Origin of the sequence: Paraburkholderia caffeinilytica (genome assembly GCF_051027425.1) — a bacterium.
Lineage (GTDB): Bacteria > Pseudomonadota > Gammaproteobacteria > Burkholderiales > Burkholderiaceae > Paraburkholderia > Paraburkholderia caffeinilytica_A.
Genome location: NZ_CP186553.1, coordinates 1,063,987 through 1,079,213 on the forward strand (window position 1 = coordinate 1,063,987; position 15,227 = coordinate 1,079,213).

The following is a 15,227-nucleotide window of genomic DNA, read 5'->3' on the forward strand; positions in this document are numbered from 1 at the left end:
GGGCGCGTCGGCGCGCGCAGCGCCGCCGGAAGTATGACTGCCTTGTCACTCACGCGGAATGTGCGGGAACACAGATTCCAGATGCGCCACTACCGTGGCTGTGCGGGGGACCAGCTTAAGAGTTAGCGATGTGAGCCGCTTTCTTTGCTTATCTTTCTTTGCGGCGGCAAAGAAAGTAAGTGCCTGCCCCGCACAGGGGCGAACGCTAATAGACCAATATCAATTCAAGGAAAGCCCAAAGAATCCAGATCAAGGAAAGGCCAAAGAATCCGGGTCACGGAAAGGCCAAAGAATCCAGATCAAGGAAATACCAAAGAGGCCAGATCAAGGAAAAAACCAGATCAAGCAAAACCCCACCGCCGCAGGCAAACAGACAACCAAGCGCCGCGCAGGCAAAGAAAACCCCAAAGCAAACCCCACCGCCGCAGGCAAAAAACCCACCAATCACACACCGCAAAAGCAACCAACCCAAGGGCGACGCCCCCAGCCGGGCAGGCAAAAACCCCGATGATTAGGTGGAACCCCCAACCTTGACAACCCGCCCAAAGGGCAACCATAATCGCCTCATCGTTCGCTAAACGAATCCATGTTCATATATCGAACAAAATCGAAAGCAAACAAACCAGAAGGCGCCAGCCCGCATCCCGATCCAGCGAGCCGCCGCCAGCACCGGCCCGGAGACCGTCTCGCACAAGCCTCTGCCTGCAAAAGGCAGAAAGCCCAGCGGCACGCAGCGCCCCAAAAGGAACTTCGACATGATCAACAAGATTTTCGAGTCACTTCAATCGGCGGTTGCCGATGTCCACGACGGCGCGACCGTCATGATCGGCGGCTTCGGCACGGCCGGCATGCCGTCCGAGTTGATCGACGCGCTCATCGAACAAGGCGCGCGCGATCTCACCATCGTCAACAACAACGCCGGTAACGGCGATATCGGCCTCGCGGCGCTGCTCAAAGCCAAACGCGTGCGCAAGATCATCTGCTCGTTCCCGCGTCAAACCGATTCGTATGTGTTCGACGCGCTCTATCGCGCCGGCGAAATCGAACTCGAACTGGTGCCGCAAGGCAACCTCGCGGAACGCATCCGTGCAGCAGGCGCGGGCATCGGCGGCTTCTTTACGCCCACCGCCTATGGCACGAAGCTCGCCGAAGGCAAGGAAACCCGTCTGATCGACGGCAAGCATTACGTGCTGGAGTCGCCGCTTCACGCGGACTTCGCGCTGATCAAGGCGTTCAAGGGCGACCGCTGGGGCAATCTGGTCTATCGCAAGACTGCGCGCAACTTCGGCCCGATCATGGCGAGCGCGGCGAAAACGGCCATCGTGCAGGTGTCGAAAGTGGTGCCGCTCGGTGAACTCGATCCGGAAAATATCGTGACGCCCGGCATCTTCGTGCAACGCGTGGTCGAAGTGCCGCAAGCCGTGCATCAAGCCGAGCTTGCATCCGTGACCGCCGCCTGAGGAGACCGACATGAAAAAACTGACCCGCGATGAAATGGCCAAACGCGTTGCCCAGGATATCCCTGAAGGCGCTTTTGTGAACCTCGGCATCGGCGTGCCGACGCTGGTGGCCAACCACCTCGCCGCCGACAAGGAAATCTTCCTGCACAGCGAAAACGGCCTGCTTGGCATGGGCCCGGCGCCCGCCAAGGGCGAGGAAGACGACGAACTGATCAACGCCGGCAAGCAGCACGTCACGCTGCTCACGGGCGGCGCGTACTTCCATCACGCGGATTCGTTCGCGATGATGCGCGGCGGTCATCTGGATTTCTGCGTGCTCGGCGCGTTCCAGGTGTCGGCGAAGGGCGATCTGGCGAACTGGCATACCGGCGCGCCCGACGCGATTCCGGCAGTCGGCGGCGCCATGGATCTGGCGATCGGCGCGAAGCAGGTCTACGTGATGATGGAACATCTGACCAAGCAGGGCGAAAGCAAGATCGCCGCGGAATGCACGTACCCGGTTACGGGCGTGAACTGCGTCGACCGCATCTATACAGACCTGGCGATGATCGACGTCACCGACAAGGGTCTGGTGGTGCGCGAGATCTTCTCGGACATCGACTTCGATGCGCTGCACAAACTGACCGGCGTGCCGCTGATCGACGGTACGCAAGCTGCTCGCGCGGCCTGAGCACGGGCGCGGCGGCCGTCAATATGGCGGCTGCCGCGAAGTCCAGACGTTGGCTAGGCGATGGTGACGCTGGCGGAGCAACCGCAATGCCCAAGCGGCAGCCAGCAACGCGGGTAACGCAACCGGGCAACGCAACGCTGGCGATGCAATAGGCAACGCAACGCTGGCGATGCAATAGGCAACGCAACGAGGGCGATGCAACGGGCAACGCTCACGTGCCGCTACGCCACGCCAGCGTGCTGGTGCGTCACGTCAGCATGCCGCGAATCGTGCCTCGGGAGCGCATCGGGCAAGCTCCATTCGCATGATCCGATGTCCTGACATGATGGCGAGCCGTCGCCTCAGAATTCGAAGCAGAATGCGCCGTAACGCCGTGTGCGGTACGCTCTCGATAGAAAGCACCGGGGACGCGCTTCGCAGCACGCTCTAACCGATGTCCTGGCATTACCGCGAGCCATCGCCTCAGCATCCGAAGCAAAATGCACCGTAACGCCGTGTGCGGTACGCTCTCGATAGAAAGCACCAGGGGCGCGCCTCGCAGCACGCCCAGACCGCCGCGGCGAAACCTTCACTTCCGACACCCTCATCGACGCCATCATGCTCGACTCCAGCGCCCGCCTGACCGGCCTTCTTTGCGGCACGCAGCCGATGAACGATATCTGGGCGCCGCGTGCCACGCTGCAACGGATGCTCGATGTCGAAGCCGCGCTCGCACGCGCTTCGGCTGCACATAACGTGATTCCGCACAGCGCCGTGGCCGCGATCGAGGCCGCCTGCCACGCCGATCAGCTCGACGCCGGCGCACTGGCGCGCGACGCGGCGCTCGGCGGCAACCTCGCGATTCCCCTCGTCAAACAACTCACCGCGCGCGTCAAAGCGGCGGACGCCGAAGCGTCGAAATACGTCCACTGGGGCGCGACGAGCCAGGACATCATCGATACGGCGACGGTACTGCAATTGCGCGACACCTTCGATCTGCTCGACAGCGGTTTGCAAGCTACGTGCGACGCGGTGGCAAGACTCGCGGCGACCCATCGCGCGACGCCGATGATCGGCCGCACCTGGTTGCAGCAGGCGCTCCCCATCACGCTGGGCCTGAAATTCGCGCAATGGCTCGATGCGTTGCTGCGTCATCGCGAGCGGCTCGATGCATTGCGGGCGCGCGTGCTGGTGCTGCAGTTCGGCGGCGCGGCGGGCACGCTGGCGAGTCTGCGCGACGCGGCGCCGCAAGTGACGCAATCCTTGGCGCAAGAACTCAAGCTCGCTGTGCCCACCTTACCGTGGCACACGCAGCGCGATCGCATTGCCGAAACAGCGGCGCTGTTCGGCATGCTGATCGGCACGCTCGGCAAGATCGCGCGCGATATCTCCCTGCAGATGCAAACCGAAATCGACGAACTGGCCGAACCCGCTGCGGCAGGCAAGGGCGGTTCGTCGACGATGCCGCACAAGCGCAACCCGGTCGGCTGCGCGGCGGTGCTGACCGCCGCGACGCGCGCGCCCGGACTGGTGGCCACGGTGTTCGCCGGCATGGTGCAGGAGCACGAGCGCGCGCTCGGCGGCTGGCAAGCCGAGTGGGACGCGTTGCCGGACCTCGCGCGCCTTGCAGGCGGCGCGCTCGCTAACATCGAGCAGATTGCCGCGGGGCTGAACGTCAACGTGCCGCGTCTCGCCGCCAATCTCGACGTCACACACGGGTTGATTCTCGGCGAGGCGGTGATGCTTGCGCTCGGCGACAGCATCGGCCGGCTCGATGCGCATCATCTCGTCGAGCGTGCATCGAAAGCGGCCATCGCCGAACGCAAGACGCTCTTCGACGTGCTCTCGGCAGACGCCGCCGTGACCGAACATCTTTCGATCGAACGTCTGAAGCAGCTGCTCGATCCCGCTCAATACGTCGGCCAGGCGCACGCATATGTGGACGCCGCGCTGGCCCTTCATCACGCGCGCGCCCAACGCGCCACTTCCAAGGAGTAACCGGCATGCCCTACGCCGCAGTCAACGGTACCGAGCTGCACTATCGAATCGACGGTGACCGTCACGGCAACGCGCCGTGGATCGTGTTGTCGAATTCGCTCGGCAGCGATCTGTCGATGTGGACGCCGCAAGTCGCGGCGCTCTCCAGCCACTTTCGCGTGCTGCGCTACGACACGCGCGGTCATGGCCATTCGGAAGCGCCGAAGGGTCCGTACACCATCGAGCAACTGACCGGCGACGTGCTCGGTCTGATGGATACGCTGAAGATTGCCCGCGCGAATTTCTGCGGCTTGTCGATGGGCGGGCTCACCGGCGTCGCGTTGGCCGCGCGTCACGCGAATCGTCTCGAACGCGTCGTGCTGTGCAATACGGCGGCGCGTATCGGTTCGCCGGAAGTGTGGGTGCCGCGCGCCGCGAAGGCTCGCACGGAAGGCATGGCCGCGCTGGCCGATGCGGTGCTGCCGCGCTGGTTCACCGCCGACTATATCGAACGGGAACCGGTCGTGCTCGCCATGATCCGCGACGTGTTCGTGCACACCGACAAGGAAGGCTACGCATCGAATTGCGATGCCATCGACGCCACCGATCTGCGCCCTGAAGCGCCCGGCATCAAGGTGCCGACGCTGGTGATCAGCGGCACGCACGATCTGGCCGCAACGCCGGCACAAGGTCGCGAACTGGCGCAAGCGATTCCGGGCGCGCGTTATGTCGAACTGGACTCAGCGCACATTTCCAACATCGAGAAGGCCGAGGTTTTCACGAAGACCGTGCTCGACTTCCTGACGGAGCAGAAATGAACGACGAAGACCGCTACGAAGCCGGACTCGGGGTGCGTCGCGCGGTGCTGGGCAGCGCGCACGTGGACCGGTCGCTCGCGAACCGCACTGAGTTGACGGAGGAGTTCCAGAACTTCATTACCCGCTATGCATGGGGCGAAATCTGGACGCGCGAAGGCTTGCCGCGTCACACGCGCAGTCTGCTGACCATTGCGATGATGGTCGCGCTCAATCGTAGCGAAGAACTCGCGCTGCATTTGCGCGCCGCGAAGAACAATGGTGTGACGCGCGAGCAGATCAAGGAAGTGCTGCTGCAAACCGCGATCTATTGCGGCGTGCCGGCGGCCAATTCGGCGTTTCACCTGGCCGATAAACTGTTCCGAGAAGACGACGCAGCAGCGGCCAAGCCATAACGAAGCAGTGCGAGCGGTGCGGCGTGCGGGTGTCACCGGCACTCGCCGTGCGCCGCGCTGTTGCGCTGTCGCAGCGGCGTTCACCGCGAGCCGCCACCGTCGCCGTGTCCGGCCATGACCATGACGCCGCCGTATTTTCCAATCGGAATGAAGTGGCATCAAAGCACGGCGCCAAGCCTGAAGCTTACATCAGACAAAACGCGCTTCAGGCAGTCCTGCTCTCATTCATCGCCGCCGTTTCAGCCGGCAATTGCAAGCGTACCGCGCGCAACACCGTATCCTTGATGACCTCGCGCCAGTGCTCCAGAGCGGCCTTATCCATCAGCGGCTCGCCAAGAAACGCGCCCAGTGTGTATTGATTGGCGTTATAGAAATAGCCGAGCGATGCAATCATCAGATACACATCACGCGCTTTAACGTCGCTACGAAAGACGTTTTGCGCCTGGCCCGCATCCAGCAACTGTTGCACGACTGAAATCGCGTAGCCCGAGATCTCCTTCAGCTTTGACGATTTCTTCGCGTGCTTACCCTGATGCAGATTTTCGCTCGACAGCAACGTGACGAACTCGGGATGATCGAGGTAGTACTGCCAGACGAATTCGACCATCTGCTCAAGGCCATGCATGGGGTTGTCCAGATCGAGATCGAGCTTGCTTTCGGCCTCGTTGAACTGCGTGTAGATCGTCTCCAGCACCTCGACAAACAACTGTTCCTTGCTGCCGAAGTAGTAGTAAATCATCCGGTCGTGCGAACGCGCGGCCTTCGAAATACTTTCGACCCGGCCGCTTGCATAGCCTTGCTTGGCAAAGACCTTGATTGCCGCTTTGAGAATCTTGGCGCGCGTGTCTTGCGCCTGTTTCGCTCGGATGCCGATAGCGCCCGGCTTGCGGGCGGCAGTGGGACTCATGGCGGTCTCGGATCTCTTTGTTGGCGTCAGGTTGAACGGCATGCGCCGTAGCCGCTAACGCACGCTGGGTTGCGTTTGAGCACGGCGCGTCTTCATCATACAGCCCATATCGCGCGCGACGAAATGCCCTGCACGATCGTGTGCTTCGGCGTAGATTGAATCGTGATTCGTGCGGCGATGCCGCGCCGCAGCATTCCGGTGTGCGCCGGGAAACTCGTTGCGCAGTCTATTTTGATCGAGTAGATTTCAAGCATGTTTGGTGTAGCGGATACTACACGAACGGTGAGTGACCGCAACATGGAAAAACGCGGATCACGCGAAAGTCCCTTGAAATAGGGGCTATTCGTCCGCCGGGCAGGACCGATTGTAATGTCGTCGTATGGGAACCCCACCATGACAGAACATACGAAGGTCGATTTCGGTGCAGAGCGCGTGGATGGTGACACCGCTTCGACGCCAGGTCCGACCGTGCTCGAGAAAGCCGTGCCGCGCAGCGAGCGGATGGCGTCGAACAAGATCGAATGCAATGCGTGCCCGGTGCTGTGCCAGATATCGGAGGGCCGCACCGGCGCGTGCGATCGGTATGCGAATGCGGATGGACGTCTGATACGCGTCGACCCCGTGGTGTTTCTGTCACGCGCCCCGGGTTCGCCTGAAGCGATCGCAAACGGTGCGGCCGCCACGGTCGAATTTGGTGCATCGTCCGAAGTGCACGATCCCGTTGCGGAACAGGCGCTGTTCGTCACCGGCATCGGTGCGTCGTCCACTTATCCCGACTACAAGCCCGCGCCTTTCATCGTTGCTTCGAAGCTCGACGACGTCGACATGATCACCGTCGTCACCGAGGGCATTTTCAGCTATTGCAGCTTCAAGGTGAAGATCGATACCGACCGCTTTCTCGGGCCGGAGCAATCGAATGTGCGTTGCCATGGCGAGATCGTCGGCCATGTGACCACGGCGGAATACGGCTCGCAGATGCTGAGTCTCGGCGGTGTCCATCATTTGACTGGTGGCAGCAAGAAAGAAGGCCGCGTGACGTGCGACATGATGCTGGCACTCGGCAATAAGGAAGCGGTGGAATTGACCATCGACGGCGGCGCGAGTCTGGTGATTCGCGCGGGTGCGGCGCCGATTGTCGACGGCGTTGAGGAGCGGCGTATGCGGGTGGGTTGCGGGTCGGCCACCATCGGCATCTTCGCGAAGCAATGGTTCGGCCACGCGGACGAAGTGGTGGTGGTCGACGATCACATCACCGGCGTGCTCACCGAACACCAGGCGGGCCGCTGCCTCGGTATGACGCGTTCGGGCCTGAAGATTCGCGGACGCAAATCGACCCCGGGCCGCTATTTTCAGGTCGCGAATCCCGGCACCGGTTGGGGTGGTACCGACATTCAGGACCCGCTGGCGATTGTCGAAGGTTTCGATCCCGCCGTGGCGAAACCAGGCATGCGCCTGTTGATGGTATCGACCACCGGCGAACACGCGCAGTGGTATGAACTCGATCAGGACCTCGTGCCGCGCGTCGCGGCCATGCCGGATGCCGTGCGCCGCACGGTCGAGCGAATTGGCGAGAATTGCGAGCCGTCGCTTGCGACGGTGCTGTTTCTTGGCGGCGCGGGCGGCAGCTTGCGAGCGGGCGCAACGGAGAATCCGGTTCTGCTCACCCGCGCGATCAAACAGAAGCTGGTGAACGTAACATGTGGCGGTGCGCCGGCCTATGTGTGGCCAGGTGGCGGCATTACCGTGATGGTCGATGTTTCGCGCATGCCCGATCGCTCGTTCGGCACCGTGCCGACACCCGCGATCGTCGCACCGATCGAATTCACCATGACGTATGACGCGTACCGCGATCTCGGCGGCCATCTCGACGCGGTGCGTTCATTGGCCAGCGTGCTGGCGAACGGACCGGAACATACGGAAGGCGCGCCGCTCGCACGTAGAACCCTGGCGCGCAATCCCGACAATCCGTGGCCGCCCGCCATGCCGCCGATGCTCGGTTAGCCGCGAGTTAACAGCAATAATGTGACGACCGATACGACGAACGCGGCGAAAACGATGAACCCAACCCGTACCCAACTCGATGCGGCCCGCTGGCATTGGCAGCATGGGCCGATCGATCTGATCCTCAGCGCGGACGGCGAGCCGCTGGCGGTGCAGGCCGCTTACGAGGTGTGCTGGGTACGTTTTTCTGACGTGTTGCCTGAGTTGGTCGGCGAGTTGAAGCTGCTGCGGCAACCTGTGCCGAGCCATGCGGCTGCAAGCGATTGCGCGTTGAAAGGCCCGGTAGCCCGCCGCATGTGGAGTGCCTGCCATCCTCACCGCGCGCGCTACATCACGCCGATGGCGGCCGTGGCAGGCAGCGTCGCGGACGAGTTGATCACGGCGTTCGCGCGAGAAGGCATCTCGCGAGCGTTCATCAACAATGGCGGCGACATCGCACTTTATCTGACCCAGGGGCAGCAGTATCGCGTGGGCGTGTTCGCCGATCTGGCTGCGTTCGCCGGTATGAAGCTGTCAGGCGATCAAGCCCTGGACGCGAACCTGATACTCGACGATGCCTCGCCGATTCGCGGCGTCGCGACAAGCGGCTGGCGCGGACGCAGCTTCAGCCTCGGCATCGCCGACAGCGTGACCGTGCTCGCCCGCAACGCCGCCACCGCCGATGCCGCCGCGACAGTGATCGCCAACGCCGTCAATCTGGAGCATGCGGGCATCGTGCGCAGGCCGGCATCGTCATTGAAGGACGATAGCGATCTCGGTGACATGCTCGTGACCGTCGACGTGCCGTCCTTGCCGCAACCGTTGATCGATTTCGCGCTGGCGCGTGGTGCCGACGCCGCGCAGCGTTTGCAGAAACAAGGTTTGATCGAAGGCGCCGCACTGTTCCTGCAAGGGAGTGTGCGCGTCACCGGTGGTGCTCATCAGAATGGCGCGTGGTTGACGCATCGCGCGCAGATAATTACGGAGGCTCCGTGTTCGAAATACGCCGCGTGCTGACGCACGTCGAAGACATTTTTCACGAGTTCGGACCCGCGCCCGCGCAGCCGCTGCGGCGCGGCGCGATTGCCGCGGTGATGACCAATCCGTTCGCCGGCCGCTACGAAGCCAGAATCGAACACGCCATGGAAGCGCTCAAGCCGATCGGCTTCGACATGGCGCAACGGCTGCTCGCGGCGATGGCCGTGCCGCACGCGTCGATTGAAAGCTACGGTAAGGGTGCGATCGTCGGCTCGCGTGGCGAACTCGAGCATGGCGCGTTGTGGCATGTTCCCGGTGGCTATGCGATGCGCGAATTGCTGGAGAAGAACGGCGTGCCGACCAACGCCATCGTGCCGTCGACCAAGAAAGTCGGCGCACCTTCCACAGCGCTGGATGTGCCGCTGACGCATGTCAATGCAAGCTACGTGCGCAGTCACTTCGACGCGATCGAGGTGCGTGTGCCCGGCGCGCCCGCCGCGGACGAGCTGGTGTATATCCTCGTGATGAGCACGGGGCAGCGCGTCCATGCGCGCGTCGGTGGGCTGGCGAAAGATGCGATTGTGGGCAAGGATGGCTTGCGCTGAGCGGCAACTAATCCACACAACTTTCTGAAGCGCTAAATTGAAGCACTGGCTGAAGCAACTCACTGAAGCAATTCGCTGAAGCAGCCAGCCAGAACACGAATCGAATCCCGGAGATCGAAATGGCAATCAAGCTTCGCAAGCTGGTCGTGCAGGTCGACGAAACACGCATTGAAATGGGGCAGGCCATCGAGCCGCCGGCACGCCGTGCAGTCGCGATCGCGGTGATCGACAATCCCTATGCGGGCCGCTATGAGGCCAAACTGGACGCGCTGATCGAAGCCGGTGAAGAACTGGGTGCGCTGCTCGGCAACAAATGCGTCGAAGCGCTGGGCATCAAGCCTGGTGAAGCGCAAAGCTACGGCAAGGCGGCGATCGTCGGTGAAGCGGGCGAACTCGAACATGCGGCCGCGATTCTGCATCCCAAGCTCGGTGCGCCGCTGCGGGTCGCGGTCGAAAAGGGCGCGGCGCTGGTGCCATCGGCGAAAAAAATGGGCACACTCGGTACCGCGATCGATGTGCCGCTGGGCCACAAGGACGCCGCGTTCGTGCGCAGCCATTTCGACGCGATCGAAGCGCGCGTGTCGGACGCGCCGCGCGCGAATGAAATCGTCGTGGCGGTCGCGGTGACGGCGTCCGGCCGGCCGCTGCCGAGAATCGGCGGCTTGCAGGTGAGTGAGATCAAGGGCGAAGACGGTTTGCGTTGAGTTTTTTCAAGGGTCGCGATGCTTTCGAATTTGCTGGTACAGCTGGTCAACGGACTCGCCGATGCGTCGACGCTGTTTCTCGTCGCCGCCGGTTTGTCGTTGATCTTCGGCGTGACGCGCATCGTCAACTTCGCGCATGGTTCGTTCTATATGTTCGGCATCTATGTCGCGTATAGCATCGCGAGCCGCTTCGGTCATACGACGGGTGGGTTCTGGTTGTCGGTGCTGGCCGCCGCGCTGATCGTCGCGGTGCTCGGCGCGCTGGTCGAAATGATCGTGTTACGGCGCATCTATCAGGCGCCCGAGTTGTTTCACCTGTTGGCCACGTTCGCGCTGGTGCTGATTTTCCGCGACGCCGCACTCTGGCTGTGGGGTCCGGAAGACCTGTTCGGCCCACGTGCGCCGCATCTGGCAGGCGCGGTCGATTTTCTCGGCCATCCGCTGCCGACCTACGATATCGCACTGATCGTAATCGGGCCGGTGGTGTTGCTGCTGCTCTGGTATGCGTTGACGCGTACGCGCTGGGGTACGCTGGTGCGTGCCGCGACGCAGGATCGCGAGATGCTCGGCGCGCTCGGCATCAATCAGGCGTGGTTGTTCACCGGCGTGTTTTTCGTCGGCGCGTTTCTCGCCGGACTTGGTGGCGCGCTGCAAGGGCCGCGCATGTCGGCGAATCTGTCGCTGGATCTGGAGACGATCGGCAATGCGTTCGTTGTCGTTGTGGTCGGCGGGATGGGGTCGATTCCGGGCGCATTCGTTGCGGCCTTGCTGATCGCGGAGATCAAGGCGCTATGCATTGGCATCGGCCATGTGTCGGTGTTCGGTATCAGTCTGTCGTTGAGCCGTTTTACGCTCGTCGCGGAATTTGTCGTGATGGCCGTGGTGCTGGTGGTACGGCCCTGGGGTCTGCTGGGGAAGGCGAGCGCCGCGGTGCGTGGCATGGCCGCGCCTGAAGCGCCGTTGAGGCCCGCAGGCAAGCGTCTAAAGTGGTTGGCGGCGATCGCGTTGCTGGTGCTGGTACTCGCGCCGCTTGCGGCCAATGCGTTTCCCTACATGCCTGTGCTGCTGGTTGAAATCCTGATCGCCGTGTTGTTTGCCATGAGTCTGCATTTCATCATGGGCCCCGGCGGCATGCACTCGTTCGGCCATGCCGCCTATTTTGGCCTCGGCGCATACGGCGCCGCACTGTTCCTCAAAGTCCTCGATCTGCCGATGGAAGCCGCGTTGCTGCTCGGCCCCTTGCTCGCCGTCGCAGGCGCGCTCGTGTTCGGCTGGTTTTGCGTGCGTCTCTCAGGCGTCTATCTTGCGATGCTGACGCTCGCGTTCGCGCAGATCGTCTGGTCGGTCGTGTTCCAGTGGGACGACGTGACGGGCGGCAGTAACGGCATTCTCGGCTTGTGGCCGTCGAACTGGCTGTCGTCGCCGGTGGCTTTTTATTATCTGACGCTTGTCTGCGCGGTGATCGGTGTGTGGCTGCTGCGCAAGATGTTGTTCTCGCCGCTTGGTTACGCGATGCGGGCGTCGCGCGATTCCGTATTGCGCGCCGAGGCGATCGGCATCGACGTGAAGCGCGTGCAGTGGGCGGCGTTCGTCGTCGCGTCGCTGTTTTGCGGACTCGCAGGGTCGCTTTACGCCTTCTCCAAAGGGACGATTTCACCGGAGGTGATCAGCGTGAGCCGTTCAGTGGATGGCCTCGTGATGGTGCTGCTCGGCGGCTTGCAGACCTTGACGGGTCCGATTGTCGGCGCCGCCGTGTTCACGTGGCTGCAGGACACTGTCGCGCGTCAAACCGATTACTGGCAGGCGTTGCTGGGCTTCGCCATTCTGCTGCTGGTGATTGCGTTTCCGCAGGGCATCGTCGGTTTCATTCGCGAGCGTTTTGGCGACGACACGGTGGATAAGGCCGAAGAGCGCGCCGCATCGCCATCGCAAGGTACCGCGATCAAGGAGGGGCTATGAGCTTGCTGCGTGTCTCGGGTCTCTCCAAATCGTTCGGCGGCCTGAAAGCGGTCGACGATGTTTCCTTCAATCTCGAAGCCGGTCAGTTGTTAGCGCTGCTGGGTCCGAACGGCGCGGGCAAGTCGACCTGCTTCAACATGGTCAATGGGCAACTGCAGCCGTCCTCCGGTTCGATTCGCCTCGACGATCATGAACTGGTCGGTATGCGGCCACGCGATATCTGGCGGCTGGGCGTTGGCCGTACGTTCCAGATTGCCGCGACCTTCAATTCGATGACTGTGCTCGAGAACGTGCAGATGGCCCTGGTTTCGCGTGAACGCAAGACTTTTGGTCTGTGGAAACCCGTCGGCTCGCGCTACGCCGACGAAGCCATGGCGCTGCTCGAACAGGTCGGCATGGGCGCCGACGCGAACCGCGCCTGCGGTGTGCTTGCCTACGGCGACGTCAAACGCGTTGAGCTAGCTATCGCGCTGGCGAATCGCCCGAAGTTGCTGCTGATGGACGAACCCACTGCCGGCATGGCGCCCAAGGAGCGCAACGAACTGATGGCGCTGACCAAGCGTCTCGTCACCGAACACAAGATCGGCGTGCTATTTACCGAGCACAGCATGGACGTTGTATTCGCGTACGCCGATCGCATGATCGTGCTCGCGCGTGGCAAGCTGATCGCGGAAGGGGACGCCGAAACGATTCGCAACGACGCACGCGTGCAGGAAGTTTATTTCGGCACCGGCAAGACCTTTCAGCCCCACGCGCCGCTGCACGAAGCGGCGGGCGGCCATCAAGGGCAAGGAGCGCTGCAATGAGCGAGCCGATGCTGAAAGTCTCCGGCCTCAATGCGTTCTATGGCCGCGCGCATATTCTGTTCGACGTCGGCCTCGAAGTCGGCCGTGGCGAAGTGGTCGCCCTGATGGGCCGCAACGGCGCCGGCAAATCGACGACGATGAAAGCGGTGATGGGTCTGCTGCCGCGCCGTCAAGGCGAAGTGCGTTTTCGCGGGCAAAACATCACGACGTTGCCGCCGTATCGTATCGCACGCATGGGCATGGGTTTTGTGCCCGAAGATCGCCGCGTGTTTGCCGATCTGACCGTGATGGAGAACCTCGATACCGGCCGCCAGCCGCCGCGCGAAGGCGCGCCTGAGTGGACGCCGGAAAAGCTGTTCCGCCTGTTTCCCAATCTCGGCGAAATGCCGAAGCGCCCAGGCGGCCAGATGAGCGGTGGAGAGCAGCAGATGCTCACCGTCTCGCGCACGCTGATGGGCAATCCGTATCTGGTGCTGCTCGACGAACCGTCCGAGGGCGTCGCGCCCGTGATCGTCGAGCAGATGGCGAACATGATTCTCGAACTCAAGCGCGAAGGGCTGTCGATTCTGTTGTCCGAACAGAACCTGCACTTTGCCGAGCTGGTCAGCGACCGCGCGTATGTCCTCGAAAAAGGACAGATCCGCTTCAGCGGCACGATCGGTGAACTCGCAAAGAACGAAACAGTGAGACGCGCTTATCTGAGCGTGTGATTCCATCGGCACATGAAGCTTGCGGGATGTACGCGCTTGCTGCGCCGGACAGTCGTTGCGAAAGGAGAAGCAGATGGCAGCAGAGACGTTGACAGGCTCGTCGGGCAAGGTCGCAATAACGAACATCGGTCTGCTGTTATCCGGCGACATCGACCGGCCGATTCTCGATGCAAACACGCTGGTGATCGACGACGGCGTGATCGTCGCGGTCGGCCGCGAGAAAGATTGCGACCTCGAAGGCGCGCGGACTACTGTCGACTGCAAAGGCACCACGGTCGCTCCGGGCCTGATCGATTCACACGTGCATCCGGTGTTCGGCGACTGGACGCCGCGCCAGAATCAGATGGGCTGGATCGAGTCGAATCTGAACGGCGGCGTGACGACGATGATCTCCGCCGGCGAAGTGCATTTGCCCGGCCGTCCGAAAGATGTGCTCGGCGTGAAGGCGCTTGCGATTACCGCTCAACGTTCATTCGAAGGAATGCGCGGCGCGGGTGTCGGTGGCGGTGTGAAAGTCATGGCGGGTGCGCCGGTGATCGAGAAGGGCATGGTCGAGGAGGACTTCAAGGAGCTCTCGGAAGCGGGTGTGAAGCTGCTCGGCGAAGTGGGTCTCGGCAGCGTGAAGGGCGGTGAAGAAGCGGCGCAGATGGTCGCGTGGGCACGCAAGTACGGTATTCAAAGCACGATTCATACGGGCGGTCCGTCGATTCCGGGCTCGGGTCTGATCGATCGCGACGTGGTGCTCGCTGCCGACGCGGACGTGATCGGCCACATCAACGGCGGCCATACGTCGCTTTCCTATCGGCATGTCTGCGATCTGTGCGAGCAATCGAGCCGCGCGCTGGAGATCGTTCACAACGGCAACGAACGGATCGCCTTGCTTACCGCACGTCATGCTATCGAATTGAAGTGTCCGCATCGAATCATTCTCGGCACCGATAGCCCCGCGGGGTCCGGCGTGCAGCCGCTCGGCATTCTGCGGATGATCGCGCTGATCTCCAGTCTCGCAGATGTACCCGCTGAAATCGCCTTCTGCTTCGCGACCGGCAACACCGCGCGGCAACGCAATCTGCGGCAAGGTTTGATCGAAGTAGGCCGTCCCGCGGATCTTGTCTTTATGGATCGCGCGCAGCACACGGCTGCCGATACGCTGCTGGAAAGCGTGCAGCTCGGCGATATTCCCGGCGTCGGCATGGTGATGATCGACGGTTTGATCCGCTGCCGGCGCAGCCGCAATACACCGCCGGCGACTGAAGTGCCGGTGGTGCTTTGAACGCGCGCC

Annotated in this window: 15 protein-coding genes; 14 read left to right on the forward strand and 1 reads right to left on the reverse strand. The window is 62.4% G+C overall.

Going from position 1 to position 15,227, the window contains the following annotated elements:
- Window positions 1–130 precede the first annotated feature (130 nt).
- The 6 genes from ACOSV0_RS25265 to pcaC all read left to right on the forward strand — a co-directional run bounded on the left by ACOSV0_RS25265 (window position 131) and on the right by pcaC (window position 5,296).
- Window positions 131–511, forward strand: coding sequence for a hypothetical protein (locus tag ACOSV0_RS25265; RefSeq protein ID WP_434114735.1), 381 nt, complete (start codon window positions 131–133; stop codon window positions 509–511).
- A gap of 244 nt (window positions 512–755) precedes the next feature.
- Window positions 756–1,460, forward strand: coding sequence for a 3-oxoacid CoA-transferase subunit A (locus ACOSV0_RS25270; RefSeq protein WP_434114737.1), 705 nt, complete (start codon window positions 756–758; stop codon window positions 1,458–1,460).
- 10 nt (window positions 1,461–1,470) lie between these two features.
- Window positions 1,471–2,130 carry a 3-oxoacid CoA-transferase subunit B gene (locus ACOSV0_RS25275; protein WP_434114738.1) on the forward strand — a complete coding sequence of 220 codons (660 nt, stop codon included), beginning with the start codon at window positions 1,471–1,473 and terminating at the stop codon, window positions 2,128–2,130.
- A 597-nt stretch (window positions 2,131–2,727) separates the two neighbouring features.
- Window positions 2,728–4,107 (forward strand): 3-carboxy-cis,cis-muconate cycloisomerase, encoded by a 1,380-nt coding sequence (locus ACOSV0_RS25280; RefSeq protein ID WP_434114740.1) that lies wholly within the window; start codon window positions 2,728–2,730, stop codon window positions 4,105–4,107.
- A gap of 5 nt (window positions 4,108–4,112) precedes the next feature.
- Window positions 4,113–4,904, forward strand: coding sequence for a 3-oxoadipate enol-lactonase (pcaD, locus tag ACOSV0_RS25285; RefSeq protein ID WP_434114742.1), 792 nt, complete (start codon window positions 4,113–4,115; stop codon window positions 4,902–4,904).
- A complete protein-coding gene (gene pcaC / locus ACOSV0_RS25290; protein ID WP_054043292.1) occupies window positions 4,901–5,296 on the forward strand; it encodes a 4-carboxymuconolactone decarboxylase in 396 nt (131 codons plus the stop codon). The genes pcaD and pcaC overlap by 4 nt, the downstream gene beginning before the upstream one ends.
- Before the next feature lie 205 nt (window positions 5,297–5,501).
- On the opposite strand, the gene ACOSV0_RS25295 is transcribed toward pcaC, so the two are convergent.
- Entirely contained in the window at window positions 5,502–6,203 is a 702-nt protein-coding gene (locus tag ACOSV0_RS25295; RefSeq protein ID WP_434114743.1) for a TetR family transcriptional regulator, read from the reverse strand.
- A 393-nt stretch (window positions 6,204–6,596) separates the two neighbouring features.
- On the opposite strand from ACOSV0_RS25295, the gene ACOSV0_RS25300 reads away from it, so the two are divergent.
- The 8 genes from ACOSV0_RS25300 (at window position 6,597) to ACOSV0_RS25335 (ending at window position 15,218) form a co-directional block, all read left to right on the forward strand.
- Window positions 6,597–8,204: a 6-hydroxynicotinate reductase gene (locus ACOSV0_RS25300; protein ID WP_434114745.1), complete on the forward strand. Its 1,608-nt coding sequence runs from the start codon at window positions 6,597–6,599 to the stop codon at window positions 8,202–8,204.
- Between the two features lie 54 nt (window positions 8,205–8,258).
- The gene (locus ACOSV0_RS25305; RefSeq protein ID WP_434114747.1) at window positions 8,259–9,200 is read left to right on the forward strand and encodes a UPF0280 family protein; all 942 of its coding nucleotides are present in this window, start codon (window positions 8,259–8,261) and stop codon (window positions 9,198–9,200) included.
- Window positions 9,176–9,766 (forward strand): amino acid synthesis family protein, encoded by a 591-nt coding sequence (locus ACOSV0_RS25310; protein ID WP_434114748.1) that lies wholly within the window; start codon window positions 9,176–9,178, stop codon window positions 9,764–9,766. Before ACOSV0_RS25305 ends, ACOSV0_RS25310 begins: the two co-directional genes overlap by 25 nt.
- Before the next feature lie 119 nt (window positions 9,767–9,885).
- Complete coding sequence (locus ACOSV0_RS25315; RefSeq protein WP_201084987.1) at window positions 9,886–10,470, forward strand: amino acid synthesis family protein; 585 nt, start codon at window positions 9,886–9,888, stop codon at window positions 10,468–10,470.
- 18 nt (window positions 10,471–10,488) lie between these two features.
- The gene (locus tag ACOSV0_RS25320) at window positions 10,489–12,429 is read left to right on the forward strand and encodes an ABC transporter permease (RefSeq protein WP_434114750.1); all 1,941 of its coding nucleotides are present in this window, start codon (window positions 10,489–10,491) and stop codon (window positions 12,427–12,429) included.
- A complete protein-coding gene (locus ACOSV0_RS25325) occupies window positions 12,426–13,235 on the forward strand; it encodes an ABC transporter ATP-binding protein (protein WP_434114752.1) in 810 nt (269 codons plus the stop codon). The genes ACOSV0_RS25320 and ACOSV0_RS25325 overlap by 4 nt, the downstream gene beginning before the upstream one ends.
- Window positions 13,232–13,945: an ABC transporter ATP-binding protein gene (locus ACOSV0_RS25330; RefSeq protein WP_434114754.1), complete on the forward strand. Its 714-nt coding sequence runs from the start codon at window positions 13,232–13,234 to the stop codon at window positions 13,943–13,945. Before ACOSV0_RS25325 ends, ACOSV0_RS25330 begins: the two co-directional genes overlap by 4 nt.
- A 73-nt stretch (window positions 13,946–14,018) precedes the next feature.
- Window positions 14,019–15,218: an amidohydrolase family protein gene (locus ACOSV0_RS25335; RefSeq protein ID WP_434114756.1), complete on the forward strand. Its 1,200-nt coding sequence runs from the start codon at window positions 14,019–14,021 to the stop codon at window positions 15,216–15,218.
- Window positions 15,219–15,227: the final 9 nt, after the last annotated feature.